This window comes from Kurthia senegalensis (genome assembly GCF_000285595.1).
GTDB lineage: Bacteria > Bacillota > Bacilli > Bacillales_A > Planococcaceae > Kurthia > Kurthia senegalensis.
Window position 1 is genome coordinate 223,870 of record NZ_HE611064.1, and the last position, 26,211, is coordinate 250,080.

Consider the following 26,211-nt stretch of genomic DNA (forward strand, 5'->3'; position numbering starts at 1 on the left):
AATGTTGTTCATTCGGTGTAGATTGTTTGCAAAGTTTCCTTTTTTCGCCTGGCAATAAAATCGGTAGTACTTGAACGCTTTGAGCCGCTTCTTTCGTGACGGACGTCAACAACTGTTCAAAACGTTGTAATAAATCATTCATTACCGCAAACGTAAATTTCGACGTATCATACTCTGCAATAACAGCTAATTGATCTGGTTGCCAATCAAACTCAAGCGCTAATTCTACTTTCGCTGTATTCGTTTGCAATAAGCGTACAGTTGCTACTTGTCGCTGTACTTCGAATGTTAACGGCGGTGTATTTTGCATCGTCAACATCATTTGGAATAATGGATTTTTAGACGTCGTACGTCGTGGATTCACACGTTCAACGACTTGATCAAATGGAATAAAATCATAGTTGTATGCTTGTTGATTCATTTGATGATTTTTTGAAGTAATTGTTCGAATGTGTCTTTCTCATCCAAATCGTAGCGATACACGACGGTATTCATCATGAGACCGAGCATTTCTTGTAACGCTTCTAGTGGTCTTCCGACAGTTGGGGAACCGATTGTAAAGTCATTCCCTGCACCCATTTTATGAAGTAGTACGGTAAACGTCGTTTGCAAGACGGTATATAAACTGACTCCTTGTTCTTTGGCTAATTGTTGGCTGGCACGTACGAGGTGTTGTGGCATTTCATGTGTAATATGTGCCCCTTCGTACGCACTTTGCCCTTCATCATAAGGAAGAGACACTTCTTCTGACACCGCTTTTAATTGCTGCTCCCAATAAGATAACCCTTCTTCTTTCTTAGGCGTTTCAAGTAGTTTACGTTGCCATTCAACAAATGCCGCATATGATTTTGGCTGTGTACGTGGCTGTAAATGTTCGTACGCAAACGTGAAATCTTCTAAAAATACCGATAATCCAAAACCATCAATCGCTATGTGATGAAATAAAAAGAGTAGTCCCTCTTCATAAGCAAATACGCGTAAGCTTAATTCTTTTTCTAAATCGAATACGTTATGTGTATGTTGTGCCACATCTAATTCAGAAGCAATCGTTACAGAAATTTTATCTTCCGTAACACGCTGCATCGGCACCCCTTCAACGGTGAAAAACTTCGTTCGTAAAATCGGATGTTGCTGTTGTAAAATAGCCAGTGTTTCACGAACACGTTGTAAATCATAAGAGAAATGTTCAACGAGCAATGGAATATTGTACGTCGCAGATGGTTTCGTTTGTTGCATAAACCACATGCCTTTTTGTGCTGGACTAAGTGGTACGTAAGTCGTTTCTTCTACCTCTTCTAATTCAGGTAAAGAATGTCTGTCATTCGCATCAAATAAAACAGCAGCAAGTGCACGTACTGTTGGATATTCGAAAATCGTCGCAATCGTCACATCTACATGCCATTGCTTCCGAATCGCCATCATAAGAGAAGTAGCTAAAATAGAATGCCCTCCTAATTGGAAGAAATGACTCGTCGGCATAACTTGTTCAACGTGTAAAATGGATTGATACAACGCAGCTAATTGTTCTTCTATTTCATTTTCAAATGCTTCTTCTATTACTTCAATGTGTGGTTTTGGTAATGCCAAGCGGTTAATTTTCCCATTTGACGTTAACGGCCATTTTTCTAAACAGCACCAATCGTCTGGAACCATGTAATCCGGCAACGTTTGTTTCAATATTTCTTTCAGTTGATCCACTTCAGACTTGCCGATATAATACGCTACTAATCGCTCATCTCGTAGCATGACGAGTGCTTCTTCAATCGTTGGAAGTTGCTCTAGCGCACGTTCAATTTCCACGAGTTCAACGCGGAATCCTCGAACTTTCACTTGGAAATCTGTTCGACCAACATAATAAAGTGCCTCACCTTGTCGTTTCACTAAGTCACCGGTTTGATACATACGCCCACCATGATGGAAAGGATTGGCGATAAAACGTTCTGCCGTTAATGTTTCACGCCCGTAATAGCCTCGACCAACGCCTTCTCCTGCAATGTATAGTTGCCCTTCCGTACCGTCTAATACAGGTTGTAAATCATCGTCTAAAATATACAATTCGGTTTGACTAATCGGTTGTCCTAACGTAATGTCATGTGCATCGGTAATGAGAGCCATCGTCGACCAAATCGTCGTTTCGGTCGGACCATACATATTGAATACTTGCTTCGTCGTTTGCAACATACTTTGTGCAAGCGATTCAGACAATGCCTCTCCGCCAACAAGTGCTACGATGGACGTTAACTGTTGCGGTATAAATTTCACGAGTGACTTCCAAAGACTCGGTGTCGCTTGTATAAACGTAATATTTTTCGTTTCAATCCAGTTTGCGAGTGCTAACGGGTCATGAATTTGCTCTGCAGTCGTTAAAACTACTTTCGCTCCAACGGATAACGGTAAAAAACATTCCAACATCGAAATATCAAAAGCATTCGTCGTTACAGCGAGTAGCGCATCGTCTTTTGTCATCGGTAATCGTTGTTGCATCCCTACGAGGAAGTTTGATAAATTATGACGTTCAATCATAACGCCCTTCGGATTTCCTGTTGATCCAGACGTATAAATCATATAAGCCATCTGTTCAGGGCAGTAGGCTTCTCGTTGCCAATTGCCTGATAACGATGCCCATGGACGCTCTTCTGTTAGAAGCTGCTTCGCATTGAAATCACATGTTTGTTCACAAATCATCGCTTTAACGTTGGCATCTTGCATCATATAGGCAATACGTTCTTTCGGATAAATAGGGTCCATCGGGATATATGTAGCCTGAATTTTCAGAACAGCTATCATACAACTGATTAATTCAGGTGTTCTCGGTAAATAAAGTGCAACAAAATCTTGCTTTTCAATCCTATTTTTTATGAGCCATTCCGCCATCTGATCACTTTCATAGCCTAATCGTTCGTACGTCCAATCGCCTGCCTCACTTTGAATAGCAATTGCATTTGGTGAATTACGTACATGCTGTTCAATCATCGATAAGACATCTTCAGAAGCGGTATATGCCCCCGCTTCAAGTACGCTTTGTTTCAACGTTTCAAAAGCAGGTACGGTGTTTTCATGTAACAATTGTTCAAAATGACCGATCCATTGTGTCAATTGTTCTGTCGTATATAAATCGGCATTCGCAAGCAATTCACATTGTAAGCCACCTTCTGCATTCCCGAATAAATTCAATGATAAATCATCAATGACGCCAATCGATTGTTTATGCGTCGTAGCGAGACACTCCCCAAAAGCAATCGTTTCATAAAATGGCATAAAGTTCAGTTGCCCTGTACAAATACGCTCTCCTACATGACATCCAGCCTCTCGCTTAATCTGTTCGAAAGGATACGTCCCGTGTTGTTTAATTTTCAGTTCTTGTTCTTTTATAACTTCAGCCATTTCTAACAATGTTTTAGTCGCGTCCACTTGGATACGGAGCGGCACCATATTCATATGTAAGCACGGTACGTTTGCCGCTTTTGAACCGAAACGTTGCATTAACGGCATATTAATCACAACTTCTTTTTTGTGTGCTATTTTATACGCAAATAATGCAAAAGCACTCATAAAGTAATGTTGCGGTGAAACTTGTCGTAAGAAGCCTTCTTTATTCCATTTTTGAACATCTTCTACAGAGAAAACCGTCGAAGCGCGAATCACATCACCTGAAAGCGTCGGCATTTTAGAAGAAAAGGCCGCAATTTCTTGTCGTTCTTCCATATACGTTTTCCAAAAAGCTTGATCTTCTAAAAAACGTGTACTTTCTTCATATTGTTTTTCTTCTTCTAACACCGCTTCGTACGAATCAAATACGTTGGAAAGCGGTTGTTGATTCCCTTTTAATAATGCTTCGTATTGTGTAGCGACTGCTCGATACAATAGTTGATACGCGAATGCATCTATCGCAATGTGATGTACTTTCAAATACCACGTCGTCTCTTGCGTTTCGCTATTTTGTAAAAGAGCTGTGTAAAAAACGTCTCCTTTTTCTAATGCGAATGGACGATGAAACGTCTCTTCCATCCATTTAGTCTCGTCACGTACTTCTATTATTGGAACCGTGATAGCTTTTTGTTGTGGTCGCTGGAATACGTGTTCTTCACATTCCACATATTGTTGATGAAAAACTTCCACTTGTTCAAATGTGTATTGAATGGCACGTTGTAAAAGTTGAACGTCTGGTTTTTTATCAAATTTCACAAATTCCGCCGTAATAAAATTAGACTGTTCGGGATTTAATTGGTATGCGTACCACATAGCTAATTGTCCAGTTGTTAAAGGCTTCATATACGTTCCTCCTTATTTAACGATTCGTTCCATCCAATGTGCTAACGTTGGATTTTTAACTAATTCCATAAACGTGACATCGCTCCCTGCAGCACGAAAAGCTTCGACGACCATCATCATGCGCATAGAATCCATCCCTGCATATTGAAGTGATTCGTCACGTGCTAAATCATGTGCATTTCCATCTACATAGTCATTCATTACTTGAAAAAATTGTTGTTCTGTCATTTTTTACACTCCTAATTTTCTTGAATTATCACACGTAATTGTTTTTTATTTACTTTACCTAAAGCCGTTTCTGGGAATGCTTCAATCCATTCGATGCGATCGGGAATTTTATACGTCGCTAACCCTTTTGATTCTAGATACGTAATGAGACGACGTTTTTCTAACGTTTCATCTTGCCTTATAACAAACGCACATATTTTCTCTCCAAGAAAAGCATCTGGCATGGCGACAACCGCAACATCAAATACACCTTCATGTGCTAATAAATGATTTTCCACTTCTTCTGCGGCGATTTTCTCGCCTCCACGATTGATTTGGTCTTTATCACGACCTGTTACCGTAATATAACCTGCTTCATCTACACGAACGATGTCTCCTGTACGGTAAAAGCCGTCTGGCGTAAATGATTTTTTATTGTGCTCTTCCGCTTTGTAATATCCTTGAATCGTATACGGTCCACGTGTCAGTAAAAAACCTTCTGTATTTACGGGAAGCTCTCGGTCTTCTGCATCGACGACTTTGATTTCATCAAAAGGTGAAATCGGTGTTCCTTGTGTACGAACGATTCGCTCTTCTTCATCATCTAAATGCGTATAGTTTACTAATCCTTCTGCCATACCAAACACTTGCTGCAACTTACAGCCGAAAGTCGGCATAACTTTTCTCGCAAGCTCTTCACTTAACTTCGCTCCACCAACGAGCATGACTTCTAAAGAATGAATATTTTCTGTGCGGAATTTCAAAGCGAACATCCACTGAATCACGATTGGTGGTACGAGCGCAACCATCGTAATTTTTTCACGTTCAATAAGCGGAAATGCTTCATCCGCACTTGGTGTATCACTCATCACTACCGTACCGCCAGCGTAAAAGACGCCAAGAATACCTGGTGAACTCATCGGATAATTGTGCGCCACTGGCAAGACGACTAAAAATCTCGTTTTAGCTGTCACCTGACAAATTTCCACACTTTTCTTTAACGTATAAATGTATTCATCATGCGTTCGAGGGATTAATTTAGATAATCCCGTCGTACCACCTGATAATTGTAAGAAAGCGACATCTGAACCTCGTACGTCTACTTTTTGAAATGGCTCATCTTTATATAACGATTCTAGAGGCGTTTGCTTCGTCTCTCCAGTTAAAATAATATGTTTCAATTTGGGAGAAACAGCTTGCACTTTTTCCATCATGTTTTCATAACAAAAATTTTGATACGTAGCCGCTCCAATATAAGCGACCGCTTCTGAAAACTGACAAAAATATGAGATTTCATTCAATCGATGTGATGGAAGGGCGAATACAGGTAATGCCCCAATGAAAAACAAAGCAAAAATCGTTTCGACGTAAGCGATTGTATTCGGTAATTGGACGACGACTCGTTCTTCTTTTTGAATGCCCATTTGTTGAAATCCTACTGCCAATTGTTCACTTCGTTTGACAAGTTGTGCATATGTACGTTCTGTATCAAATGCTTTCACGGCAACAGCATTAGGGTACAATACAGCTTTCATTCGCAGCATATCCCCTATGCTATAACCTTCCCAGCATCCTTGTTCTTTATAAAAAGCAGCGCGTTCTTTTGGCCACGCTGTATATCCTTCTAACATGTGAACACTCCTTTATTTCTGATAATGATAATCATTTTCATTTATGTTCACTTTCAGTATATTCCCGTTTTTTAAAAATGGTCAACGCCATTAATCAAAATTCATACATTTTACTTAAAAGTAGCGAAAAGAAAAAGAAATGGCTTTTCACATACGAAAAATAGAAAATATACGTCCAAAAAGAGATTTAAACGATTTATAATAGCTTAAAAAACGATTCAGTCCACTAATTTAGTTTGAATTCAAACTAATATTTTGTGCATATTTTTTATTCTCATTTGTATAATATTCCGATAAAACGTATTTATATTTTGTTTTTTATCCATTTTATAAATTATAAAAATCCATATTCAATAAAAATAAATACCTTGTGTATTTTGAATTAAAAATTATTCCATTTTATAAATCAAAAGACTTTCTATTTTTATTTTTCATTTAATTTCTAGTTATTTTAAGCATTTACGATGTAGTAGACACGATTTTCATGCCCTTCTATTCTTTTTTAGGTATTCTTTCAAACACAAAAAACCAGCCCGACATAATGTCAGACTGGTTTTTTACTACGTTATTCATTTACATTTGTTCATTCCATAATACGCTCGCGCTTGAATGTGGTTTTAATGCGTGTTCTTCCTCACTAACGAGTTGCATACGACCTAATGTAACATCATGATGCCACACGTAATGTTCTGGTGTCATACCGTGAGACAAATTGATTCGATCCAATTCCGTTAAAGATAACTCACGCCCTATTTGCTCATCTTGTTTCAACGCTTCATCTAATTTTTTATTACAATAACTCACTTGCTGAAGCGTCTCTGCACCGTAAAGTGATTCTATTAAATTCACTTCATAAAAAACAGTAAACGTTGGGAAATTTTCGATTTCTGGTGTCGCTTCAAAAGGTGGTTTCGTTGCAACTATCGGCGTTTCTTCTGAAGATTCTTTTTTAAAAGCATCATATTCTGTCATACCTGAAGAGCCGGCAACGACCGCTTTGCTTAATGTTTTAAAACCTGACGTTGTTCGCTCACGGTCATTATAAGCAACTCCTTTGACGACTTCTACACCATTTTTCGCAACTGTTGAAATCGTGCTTCCTATATCTTTAACGATATACGTTCCCGCATGCTTCAAATCTGCTACGCCACGGTCTACTGCTGCATCATCTTTTTTCGCAAGACCAACACCCGCTGTAACCGTACCATCAATAACAGCTCCTGTAACTTTCACCGTATTTCCCGTAACTTTCCCTGCAAGTGGCGCTAATTCTTCTACCCAATCGCCCGTTCCTTTTAATGGTGTTTGCTGAATGCCTTTTCCAATGAGTGTCACACTTGTTTTGACCGTACGATCCACTACATTTCCAACCTTTTTACTGAGACGTTTACCTAAATCCATCATCCATTCCCCCTCATTAAAATTTGTACCTTCAGTTTACACGATGCACGTACTCGATGACTAACGATATGAATAGAAACGTATGACACTACGTTTAACATTGTACATAAAAAAGACAATGTATCCTATTGAATACATTGTCTTTTATTGCTACCAAGCCATCTTTAAAAAATCGTAGACGGCACAATTTGTTCAACTAAAATCGTGTTCACTGCATTTAAATACGCTTCCGCACTTGCTCGTATAACGTCTGTATGTGTTGCTTTAGCAATGTATGTCTTTCCTTCGTACTTCACTTGAATTTTCACTTTCCCAAGTGCCTCTTTCCCTCGCGTTACACTAGAAATTTTATATTCCATTACGTCAAAGTCTAAATCAACCACTTCATTTAATGCCGTATATAGTGCATCAATCGGCCCTGTTCCTACCGTACTCGCCTTCCGCACTTGATCCCCTTTGGAAACTTGGACAGTTGCTGAAGGAAAAATTGGATTACTAATGACTTGTAAATCATCTAATACGTAAAAAGATTCTGCTTGTTGCATAAATGAGGACGCTTCATTGTTACGATGTAAATAATTATCGACGAGAATGAATAAATCGTGATCATACACTTCTTTTTTCGCATCTGCTAAATCGAGGAAATCTTTGAAAACTGCTTCGAATTGTTCATCTGTAATATCAATCGTTAAGTTTTGAATCGCATTACGCACAGCATGACGCCCCGAACGTGCCGTTAAGACAAGCTCCATATCGTCCAACCCAATTTCTGTCGGGTGGATAATTTCATACGCATCTCGTGACTTTAATAACCCATCTTGGTGAATACCTGATGAATGGGCAAATGCATTGTCTCCCGTAATCGCTTTATTTACTTGTACGTCTAATCCCATTAAACTCGAAACAATTTTAGACGTATTCATAATTTCTTTTTTGTTAATGGTCGTATGCGCATCGTAATAATCTCCACGTGTCGAAAGCGCCATCACGACTTCTTCTAATGCGGCATTTCCCGCTCTTTCTCCTATGCCGTTAATCGTACATTCTACTTTATCTGCCCCGTTTTTAATCGCTTGCAGTGTATTCGCCGTTGCCATTCCTAAATCATTATGACAATGAACGCTCAGTAATACGTCTGGATTCATATTTTTAATTCGATCATTTAATTTATAAACGAGTTCTCCAAATTGTTCTGGTACTGCCCAACCGACTGTATCCGGTACGTTAATCATCGTTGCACCCGCTTTTATGACCGCTTCAATTGTTGACCATAAATAATCAAAGTCTGAGCGACTCGCATCTTCTGTCGAATATTGAACTTGTGGCATGAGCGTTTTTGCATACTTCACTGCATCGATTCCGATTTGTAAAATTTGATCTTTCGACTTACTAAATTTTTTCTCCACATGTATATCAGACGTTCCGAGCACCATATGAATCATTGGATTTTCTGCGTATTTCACCGCATTGTACACCGCATCAATATCCCCTTTTACAGCACGTGCTAACGCGGTAATCATAATGTCGCTCGTATTCCCGATTTGTGTAGCAACTTGTTTTACCGATTGAAAGTCGCCTTCAGACGATGCCGGAAAACCTGCTTCGATAATGTCTACTTGTAATTTTTTTAATTGATGTGCCACCTCTAATTTTTCATAAATATTTAATTTTGCACCCGGAACTTGCTCTCCATCACGTAATGTTGTATCAAATAGCCAAATTTTTCTCGTCATCGCCAAACACTCCTTTTTAGTTAAAAAATATAAAAAACCCCGTCTCTATATAGAGACGAGGTTTGCTCGCGGTACCACTCTAATTAAGCAATGTAATATATTGCTCCAACTTAAAACGTCATAACGTTCGTTACCCGACTAATACTACTATTCTTCACATTAGCTGCTCCTAGACGAGTTCGAAAGAGTAACATGCTAATTCCCACCAACCATTAGCTCTCTAAAATGTTCAATTCTTTCTACTACTTCTACTCAAAGCATGTAATATATTGCGTTTTTATTATCATACGCATTTACAAATGCTTTGTCAATAAATATTCAGAAAATTAAATCTTCGATATGTTCGGACGTTCATTTTGCCACGTTATTTCAACTGGAACCTCTACAAAATCACTCATAATTTCAGATGTAAGTAACTCTTTCGTATTTCCTGCTTGGAATACTTGCCCACGTTTCAATAACAATGTTTTTGTGAATTGTGGCAGTATTTCATTTAAATGATGTGTCACATACAATAGCGTCGGTCCATTTTCTGCTTCTGCCATTTTTTCGATTGTTTCCAGCAATTCTTCTCGCGCGATAAAATCAAAACCTGTCGCTGGTTCATCTAATATTAAAACTTCGGGGTCTGCCATTAAAGCACGTCCGAGTAGAGCACGTTGCTTTTGTCCCTGAGATAAAAGAGCGTACGGCTTATTCGCATAATCATACGAACCAAGTTGCTGTAAAATCCGTTTTGCTTTTTCACGCATCGCATCGCTCGGCTTTTCATATAAACCAATCGATGCAAAAGCGCCGCTCAAGACGATTTCAAAACTATTGTCGTCCGTATGTAATTTATCTTGTACGCCTGCAGAAACGATGCTAATTTTCCGTCTTAATTCATCCCCGAGTACCGATTGTCCAAACACTTTACCGCAAACTTCCACTTCACCAGAAGTCGGGAAATAGTACGCACAAAGCATGTTGAGTAAGGCTGTTTTTCCCGCGCCGTTCATACCATATACAGCCCAGTGTTCCCCTTCCTCTACGTGCCAATCAACATGATTTAATATGTGATCGTCGCCACGAACTAATGAAACGTCTTTTAAATGAATAACCATTTTCCATTCCCCCTTTATGTCTACCGTCATCGTACTGCTAGTCATATAAGAAAGCAATGAACAAAAAAAGAACGATCTTTGCGTTCCAAAGATCGTTCTTCTTTCATGTATTAACCGATTAAGTTATGTTTTACAACTTCGTAAGCTTGGCAAATGTCCATCATATCTTGTTCTTCTGATTCGATTAAGTCTGTTGCAATCGCGTATAAGTCCGCTTCATCATTCATTGTTAAATCATTTAATAATTGGCTTTCCATTTGTTCTACATATTGTTGAATTGAATTGTTCATCTGTATTATTCTCCTCTTGTAATCTGTATTAAAATCCTTAGTCATTTAGGATGTATCGTTCTTTTCGTTATCTTCATCATACAAGAGCTACCTCTTAAAATCCACTGTTTTTGCTTGCTTTTTGGACGTTTGTGACATACATATGTACTAAGCGTTTTTTCGCTTATTGTGAACGTTTTCTTCTCTTTAAAACGCTTTTTATCAATTATTTTCTGAAAATTCTTTTGATATTTTTTTGTAATCGATTACTATGACTCCATGTAATAAGGAACCTTATATTTTCTGAAAAAATAAAAAATGCACTTTTTTTAATATATAACACATATGTTTTTTGGGAAAACTGTTATATATTAAAAAATCCTTTCCATTAATGAAAAGGATCAAAAAAGCTATCTTTTTTCACATAACGTGGAAAAAGATAGCTTTTGAAACTAACCTAAAAAGGCTTTTAACATCCAAACATGTTTTTCGAGCTGTGTATGAATGCTTAACAACATATCTGACGTCATTTCATCGTCTGCTTGTTGCGCAATTTCCATGCCAGATGTGAGATCTTTTAATAATCCTTCATAGTCTTTAACGATTGCTGCGACCATTTTTTTAGAGTCCTCTTCATATGTTGCTTCATCAATCGTCGTTAAAGCTAAAAATTCTTTCATCGTTGCAACAGGTTTCCCTTTGATTGCTAAAATACGTTCTGCAATCTCATCAATATGTGTTGCCGCTTCTGTGTAAAGTTCTTCAAACTTTGCATGTAATGTGAAAAAGTCGCTCCCTTTCACATACCAATGGAAATTGTGTAGTTTAACGTATAATAAATTCCAATCTGCTACTTGTTTATTCAATAATTTAACAACTTTTTTACTCATACAGCTCCACTCCTTTTTCTTCTATACATACTCAATTCCCTAATTGGCTTTAAATTAATCTTTATTCTAATCTGTTAATAGCATTGTAGTATGTTTCTATATAGACTAAAAAGTTCTATTTAATAAAATAAACTATTCTTTAACGCATAAATCGTTATACACTAGAAATACGTAAAAAGAAAGGAATGATTAATCTGCTAAATGAGGACTTGGAAAATGTTCAAGCTGAAATACGAGCCGTCAAAAAACAACTTCGAGAACTGTATCCACATATGTCAAACTTTGAATTTGACCAAATCGTCAACAACTTCGTCTATGAAAAAATAGGAATTAATATAAAATTGCCGAGCGACCCAATCATGCAACCTTCTACGTATTCAAAACCGACACACTTACCGAAAGACTTTATCGTCTTTGATTTAGAAACGACCGGATTTCAAGCACGTCGCGACCAAATTATTCAAATCGGTGCGATTCGATACGTCAATTTCGTGCCGACTGTTCAATTTAATACACTCATCAATCCGATGCGTCCCATCCCGGAACGTATTACACAATTAACATCGATACAAAATGAAGACGTTTGGGATATGCCGACGATTGATAGTGTGTTGCCCGAATTTTTAACATTTGTAGGTGATGCTACACTGCTTGCGCACAATGCATCGTTTGATATGAAATTTTTAATCGAAAAAATGGACCAATGCCAATTAGCTCCACAACAATTCCACGTAATTGATACGATGGCTTTAGCAAAGAAATACATTAAAAACGTACCCAATTATAAACTTCCTACGTTCAAACAATTTTTCAACATGCAGCACGTAGCCTCTCACGAAGCGCTTGCAGATTGTGAAGTAACGGGAAAATTATACGAATACTGTTATCGAGAAGCTTTACTACGCCAGCAAACATGAAATATGCTCTTTTAACCATTATACAAAAGTATATTTTACTATTTTTTCAATTTTTACTTTTTAAATGTATATTTATACTTATATAAAGTGAAGAGGTGTCTATTTTGAACAAAATCGCAAAAATCAGTATGTCATATTTCATTTTTGGTGCAACCTTATTTTCAACGACAAGTGCACCTGTCAAAGAAGCTGAGGCAGCAAATATTTATACGAACTGTAAAACATTCAACAAATCGTACCCTGCTGGTGTTCGAAAAGCAGCAAGTATTAAAAATAAGGTAACAAGTCGTTCTGGCAAAGTAACTTATCGCTCAACGAATGCCAAAGTTTCTGCTTCGATTTACTCGAAAGCGATGAAATACAACTCAAAATTGGACCGCGATAAAGATGGTGTTGCGTGCGAGAAATAATACAATTCGTACATAAAAAGCAGCAAACATTTTTGTGTTTGCTGCTTTTTCGCATTCATTTCGATTCTCTTTGTTTCATTTCTAAGTGTTTCCAGAGTTTCGGTACTTTTTCGCCTAAAACATCATATGGCTCCACTGCATTATTTTTCGATGCAAATGCAGCTTCTGTATAAGGTACAGTCAGCTTTTCCATCGTTTGATCGTCTTGACAAGATACGTATAATTCATAGCACTCTCGATCATTTGGCCAAAAATGATGCATGCCATCCCCTTTTTCTAACGCTAATTCAATTAACTGTTTTAACTTTTCTAATGCTTGACGATTGCCAACAATTATCGCTTCATCGTGCCAATCTTTTTGTCCATATATGTGTAAATCATCATATGTTTCTTTTTCCATATGTACTCAATCCCCTTTATAAAATTTTCTTTACCAATCATACACTCATCAACTAAATGAATCTACTACGTTTCAATAGTTCGCCTCCGAACTTTTATGGTATACTTCGATTGAAAGGTGTGATTTTAATGAGATTAGAAAACAAAGTAGCCATTATTACAGGCTCTGCAAGTGGTATTGGGAAAGCAATCGCAACAAAATATGCAGCTGAAGGTGCGAAAGTTGTCATTGCGGACTTTAACGAAGAAGCACTTCATGCAACAGTTGAAGCGTTTAAAGCGGATCAAAAAGACGCATTTGGTGTCAAAGTGAACGTAGCAAATGAAGAAGATATCCAACGTATGGTCGATGATACGATTGCCCATTACGGTCGCGTGGACATTTTAGTTAACTGTGCAGGTGTACTTGATAATATGCAAGCTGCACATAATGTAGAAGATGCTATTTGGAATCGCGTAATGGACATTAATGTCGGTGGCGTTATGCGTGGTGTACGTAAAGTATTACCTTATTTCCAAGAGCAAAAAAGCGGCACAATTATTAACTTAGCTTCTATTTCTGGCTTACAAGGTGGTCGTGGTGGTTTCACATACACAGCAGCTAAACATGCCGTAGCTGGTATGACGAAAAACGTGGCCTCTCATTACGGTCCACTCGGCATTCGCTGTAATGCGATTGCTCCTGCGCAAGTTGATACGGGCATGACACAATCTACAGACGGTTACGATATGTTCGGTTTAACACAGTCTGTTCGTGGTGTGAAAGGCTTAATGCATCGCGTCGCACAACCCGAAGAAATCGCCAACATCGCACTATTTTTAGCGAGTGACGAATCATCGTATGTAAACGGTGTCGTACTTGCCGCTGATGGTGGTTGGTCAGCATACTAACTGAATTGAAAGTGAAGTCGTGAAGCGGCTTCACTTTTTTTATTTAAAAAGATTGAAGGCAATATAAAGTGCCATACTAAAAATGAACAAAGCAGCACATTTATTAAAGAAGGTCATCACTTTTTCTTGATTCTTAATTTTCTTCATATGTGCCCCGGCTACGTCTACATGCCGAACGACCTTCATCATTTAAGACTATCGTATGCCTACGCTACGTTCGAAAAAATGGAAAAGGCAATCAAAATACTCGCTGAAACGATCCAACAATATGTATAAGAGAAGCAATGCCCTTCACCGTATAGTGAAAGACATTGCTTTTTAAATCGTTTTATTCAAGTAATTATGTAATTGGTTTATTTGATCTCTCATCATACAATAATATTCATCTTTAAATGCATGCGCATCATTTTTTAAAATATACGTATGATAATTTTTATACTCTTTTACAAACGCTTCTACAAAGTCTTCAAAACGACATTTTAGTACTTCGATCGTTTCTCCGTTGTATCCTTCATAGCGCGTAACAGTCAATAACTTTTGAAAATACGTAAATGTATACTCGTACGTACTCTCAAACATTTCAACCGTAAAATCCCTATCTGTTTGCTCATATATGTCAATTAACCCTTTCGCCATATCCAGTAAAATCGATGCACTAAAAGTGGATGTGCAAAATTCTTCCCTATGCCCATTTGGAAAAATAAAAATATTCATTCTATATTCAAAATAAGTATTTACATTGAAAGGAAGCTTAGCTAACTCTTCGTCTTGTTCAACTTCAAATTTCATTTTCATAAGCATAACTCCTTTTTTCTTCTTACCGAATTTAGCGGTTTTTAAATTAATTTTTTCAAATAATTATTTAAAATGTTTATTTGATCTCTCATCATACAATAATGTTTATTTTCAAATGCGCGAGAATCATGTTTTAAAATATACTTGTGATATTTCTCATATTCTTTCACAAACGCTTCTACGAAATCTTCAAAACGACACTTCAACATTTCTATTGTTTCTCCGTTGTATCCTTCATAACGCGTAATCGTTAGTAGTTTTTGAAAATATGTGAATGTATATTCGTATGTACTTTCATACATTTCAACTGTAAAGTTTTTTCTTTCTGTTCATAACAGTTCAATCAATCCCTCGGCCATGTCTAGCAAAATAGAGCCATTGAAAGTAGATGTACACAATTCCTCCCGCTTATTGTTCTCAAGCACGAATATATTGATTCTATCTAGCAAATAACTTTTAGTCGTGAATGGTTCGTCTAACATGTCTTCATACGGTTCAATTTCAAATACTAATTTCATTAGTATTTCGCCTCCTTGGTTTCATTTACTTAAGTTTTTAATCTTCTTCAAAAATAGGTTCATACATTTGAAATTCTAAATTAAAATTCCAAAATTCATAGCCCTGGCAAATAATTAATTTATTTAACCATTCCTGAAAAGAATATTCAAATCTTTCCCCGTCAGATAATTCTAAACAATACAATTCATCTTTAGAAGTACTTAAATCAATAAATAACTCACCGTTATCTAGATATTCTCCAACTGCAAATAAATCTCCATTTGAAAAATCCTCATGATTCTTTAAAGCATAATCTAAAGAATACAAATGAAATTGAGGTCTCTGCTCATCTTCATCAATAAATAAAGACATACCATCGCTTAATTTTAAAAAACAAATATAATCTAACGGTAATTCCTTATCGTTAACTTTCACTAAATCATTTTCTTTTTTCAATGGCGAATTTATTATATGCTTGGATAAGATCAATCCATCTTCCGGGGAGTCTCTATAAAAAAAACCCATTTCTTGACGCTTTTTTTATGCTGTCAAAAATTTTTTCAATATATTTTTTAGAATTCATTTCCATCATAATCCCCCTTGAGCTTATAAACTTAATAGTTTTCTAAATAATTTTTCAAAAACTTATGTAGATTGTTTTCAATTGGAATCAAATTAGAAAACCTGTTACTGCCACGCTCCCAATTGTTATTATTTTTTAATTACTTCTTTTACAATATACAAATTCTTATATACTCTCCATATTACAACGATATATGATACTAGTGCCAATAAAATATCGAATCTACTATTTTCATTAATCAACTCATATTGAAACGACAATGAACATCTACACACACGTGACTACAGAACAAGTGAAAAAAACAACGGATCTTCTCGTAGAGTACTTAGAAGAAAATAGCTCTTATAGTCAAAATGTAGTCAAAAACAAAAAATAGGCACAAAAAAAGCCCCCGATTTCTCGGAGGCTTTCTTTTTTATATTCATTTTAGAGTGCTTCAAACGCTTTCTGTAAGGAAGTCAAGCCAAGTTCGCAAACGTCGTGTTTGCAAGGCTTAACCAACCTCCGTCCGTCGGCAGTTATTAAGCTTCTAATAATAAATCTTCTGGGTTTTCGATTAATTCTTTAACCATTTTAAGGAATCCAACAGATTCTTTACCGTTAATAATACGGTGGTCATAAGAAAGTGCTACGTACATCATTGGGCGTACTTCCACTTCGCCGTTTACAGCGATTGGACGTTGTACGATGTTGTGCATACCAAGGATTGCAGCTTGGTCACCGTTGATGATTGGAGTAGACATTAATGAACCGAATACACCGCCGTTAGTGATTGTGAATGAACCACCTTCAAGGTCAGATAAAGCTAATTTTTTGTTACGTGCTTTAACAGCTAAATCAGCGATGTCGCCTTCGATTTCAGCGAAGTTTTTACGTTCAGTATCACGAACGTTTGGTACTACTAAACCGTCTGGAGTTGCAACTGCGATACCTACATCAAAGAATTTGTTGTAGTGGATTTCGTCGCCAACGATTTTAGCGTTTACAGCTGGGTATGCTTTAAGTGCAGCAGTTACAGCTTTTGTGAAGAATGACATGAAGCCAAGTTTTGTACCGTTATGTTTTTCAATGAATGCATCTTTTTTACGTTTACGAAGAGCCATAACATTTGTCATGTCGATTTCGTTGAATGTAGTAAGCATTGCAGTACCTTGAGATACTTCTAGTAAACGGCTAGCAGCAGTTTTTTGACGGCGAGTCATTTTCACAACTTCAACGCGTGATTCGTCTGCAGCTTTCGCTGGAGCAGCAGCTTTTGCAGGTGCAGCAGCTGGTGCTGAAGCTTGTTGTGCAGCTGGGTTGTAAGCAGCTACGTCTTGTACGCGTACGCGTCCTTGAGGATCAACTGGGTTGATTGCGCCAAGGTCGATACCTTTTTCACGAGCTAATTTACGAGCAGCTGGTGAAGCGATTACGCGACCGTTAGAAGTTGTTTCTTCTACTACTGGAGCAACTGGTGCTGGAGCAGCTTTAGGAGCTTCTTCTTTTGCTGGTGCTGGAGCAGCAGCTGGTGCTTCTTCTTTCGCTGGAGCAGCGGCTGGTGCTGAAGCAGTACCGTTTGGATCAACGCGTGCGATTACAGCGCCAACTTCAACTACGTCACCTTCTGAAGCTAATACTTCTACAAGTACGCCTGCTTCTTCTGAAATGATTTCAGCATTTACTTTATCTGTTTCTAATTCAACGATGAATTCGCCTTTTTCTACAGTGTCACCTACGTTTTTAACCCAACGTACGATTTCACCTTCTGTGATAGACTCTGCTAATTCTGGTACGATAATATCTGCCACTTTAATTTCCTCCTATTCGGCTTTGCCGAAAATTATTTAGATAATGCATCTGCAATTACGATTGCTTGTGCTTGTTTGTATGTGTCTGCATCGCCTTCTGCTGGAGAAGATAATGCTGGACGACCAATGTATTTCACTTCTTGAGCGTCTGTTGCTAGCTCGCGTAAGTATGGATCTGCAAAGAACCAAGAACCCATGTTTTGTGGTTCTTCTTGAGCCCATTTAATTGTTTTAGCATTCGGGAATTTAGCGAATACGTCTGCAATTTCTTTTTCTGGGAATGGGTAAAGTTGTTCAACGCGTACAAGGTGTACGTGGTCGAATCCTTCGCCATCGCCAATTTTTTCTGCAAGATCGATTGCCATTTTACCAGAAGCAAGAACGATATTTTCCACAGCATCAACGTTTTTACCTGTAGTTGGGTGTTCGATGATTGTTTGGAATTTACCAGAAGTTAATTCTTCTACATCAGCAGCTACGATTTGGTTACGTAAAAGCGATTTAGGAGACATCATAACTAATGGACGAACTTCATCGGTGCCAAGAATAGCAGCTTGTTGACGTAATAAGTGGAAGTAGTTTGCAGCGCTTGAAAGCATGACAACTGTCCAGTTATTTTCAGCTGATAATTGTAAGAAACGTTCTAAACGAGCAGATGTATGTTCTGAACCTTGACCCTCTGCAGAGTGTGGTAATGATAAGACGATACCTGAACGTACGCCCCATTTAGAGCGAGTAGCTGAGATAAAATTATCGAACATCACTTGTGCCATGTTTGCGAAGTCACCGTATTGTGCTTCCCAAATTGTAAGAGCATTTTCATTTTGTAAGTTATAACCGTATTCGTAACCAACGATTGCTGCTTCAGATAATGGGCTATTGATTGCTGTGAATGAAGCATTCGCACCTGAGATACCATGAAGTGGAGTATATTCGTTGCCGTTTTGTTCATCATGTAGAACAAGGTGACGTTGAGAGAATGTACCACGTTGAGCATCTTGACCTGTAATACGTACTGGTTTACCGTCTTGGATAATTGAACCGAAAGCTAATGTTTCAGCATGACCCCAGTCGATTTTACCTTTTCCTTGGAAAGGATCGCGGCGACGGTTCAAGATTTTGTTTAATTTTTTGAAGACGTGGAAATCTTCAGGGAATGTAAGAAGTTCTTCATTCATTTTTTCAAGGCGTTCTTTTTCTACGCCAGTTTCGACTAATTCGAAACCATTTGCTACAGCATCAGGCATTGTCAATTCTGAATGTTTGCCAGCACCTTGTTCTTTAATATAGTCAAGGTCAGCTTGTAATTCAGCTTTAATATCTTTTTGCAATTGTGCTACATATTCGTCTGTTACAACGCCTTCAGTAACTAATTGTTTGCCGTATAAAGCACGTACTGTATCGTGTTTGTGTACGATGTTGTACATAGCTGGGTTTGTAATCATTGGTTCATCCATTTCATTATGACCATAGCGGCGGTAACCGATTAAATCTACTAAAATGTCTTTACCGAATGTTTCACGGTATTCTACTGCGAAGCGTGCAACTTGTACAACTGCTTCTGGTTCGTCAGCGTTTACGTGGATTACTGGTACTTCATAACCTTTAGCAGGATCTGAAGAGTAAACTGTAGAACGAGAATCGAAACGTTCAGTAGTGAAACCGATCATGTTATTTGCAATAATATGAATTGAACCGCCTGTACCGAAACCTTTCGTACGAGAGTAGTTCAATGTTTCTGTCACAACACCTTGACCAGCGAATGCCGCGTCACCGTGTACTAAAATAGCCAATGCTTTAGAAGCATCTTGTACTGGAGCACCTGGTTTTGTTGTATCATCTTGCGCTGCACGAGTTTGTCCTGTAACGACTGGGCTTACTACTTCTAAGTGAGAAGGGTTATAAGCAAGACCGATTGTCGTACCTTTTGGTGATTTGTAAGTAGCACCTAAGTGATATTTCGCATCATTAGACCACCCTTTAGTAACGATTAAAGAACCGTCTTCAGGAACGAATAATTCAGATGGAACGTGAGCAAAGTCAGAAAGCATCATTTTGTATGGTTTGTGAACGTTGTGAGTTAACACATTTAAACGACCACGGTGAGCCATACCGATTTGAATGTTTTTAACACCTTTTGCTTCAGAACCGTTAATGATTTCTTCAATTAATACGACTAAAGCGTCTACGCCTTCGATTGAGAAACGTTTCACACCAACGAAAGTTTTGTGTAAGAATTGTTCGAAACCTTCAACTTTGTTTAACATGTTTAAAACAGCTTTTTTATCATCTGTTGATAATGGAGCGTTTAAAGCGCCACTTTCAATTTTAGATTGAATCCATTCGCGTTCGTCTTTCGCGACAACTTGGTTGAATTCGTAAGCGATTTTATTCGTGTAAATGCCTTTAAGGTAGTTAATTGCATCTAAGCCATTTTTTACATTTGCAGGAACTGTTTTTAATAATACTGAAGCCGGAACTTCGATTAAATCAGATTCTGAAAGGTTGAAATTGCTTAATTCGATACTAGATGAATCTAAGTTTTGGTTGTGCAATGGGTAAATATCAGCTGCTAAATGTCCGTGTTGACGGATTGCGTCTGCTAATTGTACCGCTGCTAAAACTTTTTGTACGTCGCCAGTATTTACTGCTGCGCCAGTAGAAGCAGTTGCTGCTGTATCTACAGGTGCACCGTATTGTTCAAATAAAGCGACTAGATCTGCTTCTACTTCTTCAGGTGAAGTTAAGTAAAGATCATACATATCCATTACATATCCAAGGTTGGGACCTGAGAATGCAGACCATGGGTTGCTGTTTGTCATGGGATTACCTCCAACTAATTTGCGTAAGTAGCACCATAATCATAAATTAAAGATGCACTATAAGTTATTTTTACTATTTTTCTAAAAATGGGCATAACATACCCACCTTTAGAAAAACGCTTTCACACATTCAATCTTACTACTATCCTTCAAAAATTCAATAATTTTAATCAAAACTAGCATATTTCATCTAAAACGACATATTTCGATTGAAAATCACTTAATTCTTGTAATTATTCGTATAGCGGTAAATGAAGCGTGAATCTTGTACCAATTTCTTCTTCACTTGAAACTGTCAATTTGCCATCATATCGGTCCACAAGCATCATCACGATACTAAGTCCTAAACCCGTACCGCCATGCTCGCGCGAACGTGCTTTATCAACGCGATAAAACCGTTCAAATATATGTTCTAAAGATTGTTGGGACATTCCAATCCCATTATCCTCGATTACGATTGTGAAGTTGTTGGAATCGTTTGTCAAGTAAATATTAATGATAGGTATAGAAGAGTTGTATCGTACCGCATTTTGTATTAAATTGTTTAAAATTTGACGCAATGCATTACTTGAGATGGCTGCCCGAACATCTACAACTGATTCGTCATAGTGCACGTTCATTTGTGCCTCGTCTACAATTGTCGTCATTTCATGAACGACGTCTTCTACCTGTTCCACAACAATAACAAAATCACGATCATCTTTTTTTTCACGACGTGCGAGTGCAAGCAACTCTTCAATTAATTGTTTCATTTTTTGAACTTCCGCTTCTGAAATCGCTAACGATTCTTCCAGGATTGCCCGGTCATCTTTCCCCCATCGATTTAAAAGAGAGAGATGCCCCTCCAATACTTGAATTGGTGTTCTTAACTCATGGCTTGCATCCGCAATAAAGCGTTGTTGCTGTACGAATGCATTTTCCAACTCTTGCATCATTTCTTTATACACGTTGATAAGATTACCCACTTCATCATGAGTCGTTGCTTCTATTTGAATAGGTTCTTCAAATTTTGTCGCAGCGACACGCGTCATATTTTTTGAAAGTCGCTGAATAGGCTGTAGTAATACAGACGATAAAATAGCTCCAACAAACCATGAAGCGATGAGTGCGACAACACCCATTAGTAACATTGCCGTCAACATATAACGCATTAATGCATTTAATGAACTAAGCGGTTGCGTTAATTGAATATACCCTTGGAAGTGCCCTAGCTGAATTGGGCCGGTTGCAACAAAGCAAGTCGTATTCCCAACTTTACTTTCCTCCACGACGTAAGGCAAGTGATCCATCGTTTCAGGTAACGCTGGAACTTCTGCAACAGTATCGTTTATACGAACCAATTCTACCCCATCTTCATTTAAAATTCTAACAGTTTGTTTCTTATCGATAATGGAATTCATCAATCCTTTGTTATGACGTAGATCGTCTAAAGATAAGCCACTCCCTGCATTTTCAAAATATGCGGTCAAGTCTTCCATCGACCGATTAACGGATTGCTTTTCTTCATTTAATAACCAACTGTGCAAAGAAATGTACACAATCGTACAAACGAGTGCGAAACTAATAAACAGAACAGAAGCTGTCGCAAGTGCCCATTTTTTACGTAAAGACAAACCGTTCCAACGTTTTCTGAGTGTTTTCATCCTCTCACCACATATCCGACGCCACGAACCGTCTCAATAAAACTAGCAGGTAATTTTCCACGTAAATGGCGAATGTACACATCGACAACATTCGTCTCTACTTCTGTATCGAAGCCCCAAACAGTTTGTAAAATATAATCGCGTGTACACACTTTATTTTTTGAGCGCATGAGCGTATGAAGTAAATCAAATTCTGTTTTCGTCAATGTAAGTGCTTTATTATCTACGTACGTAATAAAAGCATCTTCATCAATTTTCACATTTTTTATTTGAATCGTAGACGTATTTGTTTCTATGTCTACCTTTTTGCGCAATTGTACGCGAATTCTTGCAAGTAACTCCTCAATTGCAAACGGTTTTACTAAATAATCATCGGCTCCCGCGTCTAATCCTGCCACGCGGTCCATTACCGCATCTCTAGCAGTAATTAAAAGAATAGGGACTGAAGATTGTCCGCGAATACGTCGACAAATCTCAATCCCATTTAAACCAGGGAGCATAACGTCCAATAACAACACATCAAATGAACGTTTTTGTGCTTTTGCTAGCCCATCTCGTCCATCATGGCATACGACCACTTCATAGCCTTCATGTTCTAATTCTAGTTGAACGAAACGAGCAATACTTTTCTCATCTTCTACAAGCAATATAGAATGCACGTCGCTACCTCCCTATTTTATTTTGTTGCAAAATGATAGGAATCTTTTCCTTGTTCATTTTTTGCATAGTACAATGCTTCATCTGCTTTTTCGAGCAACAGACCAACATGTTTCCCATTATCCGGTAGCATCGAAATACCAATGGAAGAAGTCGGTGAAAAATGATGTCCCGCAATCGTCCAACCTTTACGTAAAATAGCTTGAATGCGTTCAATCGTGCGTAGTACTTGGTTTTGACGAATCGATACGTCTAGCGACATCTTCGTTAAGACGATCACAAATTCATCACCACCAATACGACAAACGATATCGCTATCTCTTACGCTACTCTTCAATGCTTTCCCAAATTCACGTATGAAAATATCTCCAACGTCATGACCAAATTGATCATTGATCGCCTTAAAGTTATCCCCATCAATATACATAACGACAATCGAACTGTTATTTTGAAATGCATCTCTCTCAAGTGAATTGTATTGCAACGTAAGGAAACGCCGATTCGGAAGCAACGTCAATGCATCGTGATACGCTAGAAATCGTAATTCTTCTTCTTTTTGTTTTCGATCTGTAATTTCTCTTGCAATCATCACAAACTGATAAATCGACTCCCGGTCCGAATCTTGTACACCTGTAATGTATGCATCGGTCCAAAGTGTCTCACCTTTAACTGTTTGCAATTGCAATTCAATTGAGACGTCCTCTGTTCGGTTACGTACTTTAACGAACTCATGTTGGAAAATGGCGTTGCTTTCTTCTGTTAATAAATCGGTATAAAAGCGTCCAACCAATTGTTCCTCTCGATAACCGAGACGTTTTTCATGGTTCGGTGACACATACAAAATAATACCGTCTTCATTCACAATCGTAATAAAGTCATTCGTATTTTCTGTAATGAGTTTAAATGTTTTCTCAACACTTCGTAAATTCGCTACTAATCTGTGACGGTCTGTCACATCAATACAGAGCGATACAAAGTTTTCGATTTCATTATAGGCATTTAATATAGGAACGATCGACGTATGGGCCCAGTAATAACTTCCCTTTTTCGTACGATTACAAATTTCACCACTCCATAAATGACCACTCTTCACCGTATCCCATAAATCTTTGTAAAAAGATTTTGGATGTTGTCTTGAATTTAAAATTCGATTCGTACTGCCAATTAGTTCTTCATTCGAATATCCCGTGATTTTTTCGTATCCATCACTCACAAATTCAATAACACCTTCCGCATCTGTAATACAAAAATTCGTAGCCGAAGCGAGTGCTTGTCGATAACTTTCTAATTCATGATTCGTTTTTTTGAGCGTTTCTTCTAAATAGCGAGGGTTTGTATGTGGCAACCATTCTAATGAAGTAGCAATAATTTTTTCTTCTACATAAATCGGCGAAAAAATAAGTGAATAATTTTCATCTGAAAAATCCGATGTTAATTTCAACGTTTCTTTTCGACTACCTTCAAAAATCTTCGTTAACTTCTCAATAATTTGTGCGTACAGTTTTTTACAACACGTAAATGCTACGTTCATGTATTGACCTTCCACATTTTCGTTACTAACTTCAGGTAACGTATAAAATTGTTGATTCGCTTTTAAAATTTGACGATTTTCTGCGACGACGAGCATTGCATTTTCTTGATTAGCAAAAAGTGCCGCTAAAAAATGCTGTTCTTCTTCAATCTCTTTGCGCTTCGAGATACTTTTAGACATAACGAGTAAATACGTATCTCCGTCACTATGAACGGGCCAAACAGTCGTTTCATTCGTATGATTATGCTTTCCGAATAAATAAAAATCACGATAGATGACTTGTTTATTTCGTTTGTATGCTTCTTCATAATTTGATCGGATGCTGTCAATTACACTTTGACTAATATTCGTTTTACCTAATTCTTTTTGAATCGGCAATTCATCAAATAGCTGTTCAGCTGCTTTATTCACATAAACATATTCATACGAAAATGGTGCGATACGCTTCATGAAAAACACATAGTCTTCGCAGTATTCATATAGGGTGATCATCTGTTGTACCAACAATCGTTCATCCATTAATTTTCCTTCTTTCTACTCCGTACCATTACGCTAAAATCGCTAATTTTTCTTTCACATATTGCGTTAATTTTTCATATTTCGCTTGTTCGTCTGTCGTCGTTAATTGTTGAAGTGCCCACTGCCCTTCCTCGCTATGAAACGCATAGCTTTTAACAAATGTTGCATTGCCGATCAAGCGAAGCGATACATCACCTTGATTGTTCTGAACTTCACATTTCACGAAGCCACCTGGGTTGTAAACGGTCACTGTCCCCTCTTCTACGATATGTAATAACGTCGCAACAAGTGCAGAAGCTGTCATCGCCGTACCGCATGCATTCGTAAAACCAACACCTCGCTCAAACGTACGAACGTAAATTTCTTGCTCGCCTACTGGTAGCATATAACTCACGTTCACTCCATCTGGCGTATAATCATTTTCTCCATTTAACATCGTTGAAAGCATTTCTTGATGTGTTGGATCTTCGATATACGATTTAGATACGAGACCAATCAAATGTGGATTTGGTACTGATACCGCTGTAAAGCGAATATTTTCTGAAAAAGATGGAATTCTTTCATCAATTAATGTTTGTTGTGCATTGAAATTCATTGGAAGTGATTGTAAATCAAACGACACCGGTGCAATTTCTACCGCATATGTCGGAATATCACGTATTAAATCTTCTTCTTTCGTTACGAGCAACGTCGCTTTCATCGTTTCAATGTAACAAGACGTGCAATTTTCTTTTTCTAATACGTATCGTGCAACACATCGTAAACCATTTCCACACATTGATGCTTCAGAGCCGTCTGCATTAATTACACGCATTTTTGCCATTGCATCTTTCGAAGGGGCAACTAACAGTAAGCCATCTGCTCCACCATCATTTTCTGAGCGGCATAGCCATTTACCAAATTCAACCCAATCCATTGATGTTTCATCTGTTGTTTCATATAAATAAAATGTATTCCCCGAACCGTGAACTTTCAATAATTCTGTCATCGTTAGCTACCCCCTAGTATATATAATTATTATGATAATCTTTATCCGCTCAACGTACAACCGTTACATTTTCTGAAAGAAGCAAATTCATATTTAATTTTCAGTAAATAAAAAAAGAAACTTTTCGACAAAAAATCGAACCATTAGTTCTTTATGTCCACTTTATGAATATTTAGACTTATTTTTTTGATTTTATAATTTTTTCTGACTATTTAAGGTTTTTTACGGGTATATAAATACATGATGCCAAAAACGCATCTAC

General features: G+C 37.7%; 19 protein-coding genes, 1 pseudogene and 1 other annotated feature. Of the genes and pseudogenes, 3 read left to right on the forward strand and 17 right to left on the reverse strand.

Features of this window, described 5'->3' with window-relative positions; all coding sequences use genetic code 11:
• Positions 1-91: 91 nt before the first annotated feature.
• The 8 genes and pseudogenes from KSHG_RS17880 to KSHG_RS01520 all read right to left on the reverse strand — a co-directional run.
• Positions 92-4,272 (reverse strand): annotated as a pseudogene (locus tag KSHG_RS17880) (amino acid adenylation domain-containing protein); the annotation flags it as partial.
• 12 nt (positions 4,273-4,284) lie between these two features.
• Positions 4,285-4,500, reverse strand: coding sequence for a phosphopantetheine-binding protein (locus tag KSHG_RS01490; RefSeq protein WP_010300794.1), 216 nt, complete (start codon positions 4,498-4,500; stop codon positions 4,285-4,287).
• Between the two features lie 11 nt (positions 4,501-4,511).
• Entirely contained in the window at positions 4,512-6,110 is a 1,599-nt protein-coding gene (locus tag KSHG_RS01495; RefSeq protein WP_010300797.1) for a (2,3-dihydroxybenzoyl)adenylate synthase, read from the reverse strand.
• Positions 6,111-6,683: 573 nt separating this feature from the next.
• A complete protein-coding gene (locus KSHG_RS01500; protein WP_235728330.1) occupies positions 6,684-7,514 on the reverse strand; it encodes an HNH endonuclease in 831 nt (276 codons plus the stop codon).
• Between the two features lie 161 nt (positions 7,515-7,675).
• Positions 7,676-9,244 carry a 2-isopropylmalate synthase gene (locus KSHG_RS01505; protein WP_010300805.1) on the reverse strand — a complete coding sequence of 523 codons (1,569 nt, stop codon included), beginning with the start codon at positions 9,242-9,244 and terminating at the stop codon, positions 7,676-7,678.
• Positions 9,245-9,292: 48 nt separating this feature from the next.
• Positions 9,293-9,509, reverse strand: a binding site (T-box leader).
• Between the two features lie 61 nt (positions 9,510-9,570).
• Positions 9,571-10,347: an ABC transporter ATP-binding protein gene (locus KSHG_RS01510; protein ID WP_010300807.1), complete on the reverse strand. Its 777-nt coding sequence runs from the start codon at positions 10,345-10,347 to the stop codon at positions 9,571-9,573.
• Positions 10,348-10,457: 110 nt separating this feature from the next.
• Positions 10,458-10,637: a hypothetical protein gene (locus tag KSHG_RS01515; protein ID WP_026022472.1), complete on the reverse strand. Its 180-nt coding sequence runs from the start codon at positions 10,635-10,637 to the stop codon at positions 10,458-10,460.
• A gap of 431 nt (positions 10,638-11,068) precedes the next feature.
• On the reverse strand, positions 11,069-11,506 hold the full coding sequence (locus KSHG_RS01520; RefSeq protein ID WP_010300809.1) for a Dps family protein: 438 nt from the start codon (positions 11,504-11,506) through the stop codon (positions 11,069-11,071).
• Positions 11,507-11,715: 209 nt separating this feature from the next.
• On the opposite strand from KSHG_RS01520, the gene KSHG_RS15860 reads away from it, so the two are divergent.
• Together KSHG_RS15860 and KSHG_RS01530 are read left to right on the forward strand one after the other, a co-directional pair.
• On the forward strand, positions 11,716-12,423 hold the full coding sequence (locus tag KSHG_RS15860) for a 3'-5' exonuclease (protein ID WP_010300811.1): 708 nt from the start codon (positions 11,716-11,718) through the stop codon (positions 12,421-12,423).
• Between the two features lie 104 nt (positions 12,424-12,527).
• The gene (locus tag KSHG_RS01530; RefSeq protein ID WP_010300813.1) at positions 12,528-12,833 is read left to right on the forward strand and encodes an excalibur calcium-binding domain-containing protein; all 306 of its coding nucleotides are present in this window, start codon (positions 12,528-12,530) and stop codon (positions 12,831-12,833) included.
• Positions 12,834-12,888: 55 nt separating this feature from the next.
• On the opposite strand, the gene KSHG_RS15865 is transcribed toward KSHG_RS01530, so the two are convergent.
• Positions 12,889-13,233 carry a hypothetical protein gene (locus tag KSHG_RS15865; RefSeq protein ID WP_010300814.1) on the reverse strand — a complete coding sequence of 115 codons (345 nt, stop codon included), beginning with the start codon at positions 13,231-13,233 and terminating at the stop codon, positions 12,889-12,891.
• A 128-nt stretch (positions 13,234-13,361) separates the two neighbouring features.
• Here KSHG_RS15865 and KSHG_RS01540 point away from each other — a divergent pair, with 128 nt between their 5' ends.
• Positions 13,362-14,123 carry a glucose 1-dehydrogenase gene (locus KSHG_RS01540; RefSeq protein WP_010300816.1) on the forward strand — a complete coding sequence of 254 codons (762 nt, stop codon included), beginning with the start codon at positions 13,362-13,364 and terminating at the stop codon, positions 14,121-14,123.
• A 318-nt stretch (positions 14,124-14,441) separates the two neighbouring features.
• Here the strand turns inward: KSHG_RS01540 and KSHG_RS01550 are convergent, their stop codons facing one another.
• The 8 genes from KSHG_RS01550 to dapF all read right to left on the reverse strand — a co-directional run bounded on the left by KSHG_RS01550 (position 14,442) and on the right by dapF (position 25,949).
• On the reverse strand, positions 14,442-14,918 hold the full coding sequence (locus KSHG_RS01550) for a hypothetical protein (protein WP_010300818.1): 477 nt from the start codon (positions 14,916-14,918) through the stop codon (positions 14,442-14,444).
• 555 nt (positions 14,919-15,473) lie between these two features.
• Entirely contained in the window at positions 15,474-15,941 is a 468-nt protein-coding gene (locus tag KSHG_RS01565; RefSeq protein ID WP_010300829.1) for a hypothetical protein, read from the reverse strand.
• A gap of 579 nt (positions 15,942-16,520) precedes the next feature.
• Complete coding sequence (odhB, locus tag KSHG_RS01575; RefSeq protein WP_010300832.1) at positions 16,521-17,789, reverse strand: 2-oxoglutarate dehydrogenase complex dihydrolipoyllysine-residue succinyltransferase; 1,269 nt, start codon at positions 17,787-17,789, stop codon at positions 16,521-16,523.
• Between the two features lie 32 nt (positions 17,790-17,821).
• Positions 17,822-20,611, reverse strand: coding sequence for a 2-oxoglutarate dehydrogenase E1 component (locus KSHG_RS01580; RefSeq protein WP_010300836.1), 2,790 nt, complete (start codon positions 20,609-20,611; stop codon positions 17,822-17,824).
• Positions 20,612-20,844: 233 nt separating this feature from the next.
• Complete coding sequence (locus tag KSHG_RS01585; RefSeq protein WP_010300839.1) at positions 20,845-22,254, reverse strand: HAMP domain-containing sensor histidine kinase; 1,410 nt, start codon at positions 22,252-22,254, stop codon at positions 20,845-20,847.
• Positions 22,251-22,913, reverse strand: a complete 663-nt coding sequence (locus KSHG_RS01590; RefSeq protein ID WP_010300842.1) for a response regulator transcription factor — start codon at positions 22,911-22,913, stop codon at positions 22,251-22,253. The genes KSHG_RS01585 and KSHG_RS01590 overlap by 4 nt, the downstream gene beginning before the upstream one ends.
• 17 nt (positions 22,914-22,930) lie before the next feature.
• Positions 22,931-24,961: a diguanylate cyclase domain-containing protein gene (locus KSHG_RS01595; protein ID WP_010300845.1), complete on the reverse strand. Its 2,031-nt coding sequence runs from the start codon at positions 24,959-24,961 to the stop codon at positions 22,931-22,933.
• A 28-nt stretch (positions 24,962-24,989) separates the two neighbouring features.
• The gene (gene dapF / locus KSHG_RS01600; protein WP_010300849.1) at positions 24,990-25,949 is read right to left on the reverse strand and encodes a diaminopimelate epimerase; all 960 of its coding nucleotides are present in this window, start codon (positions 25,947-25,949) and stop codon (positions 24,990-24,992) included.
• Positions 25,950-26,211: the final 262 nt, after the last annotated feature.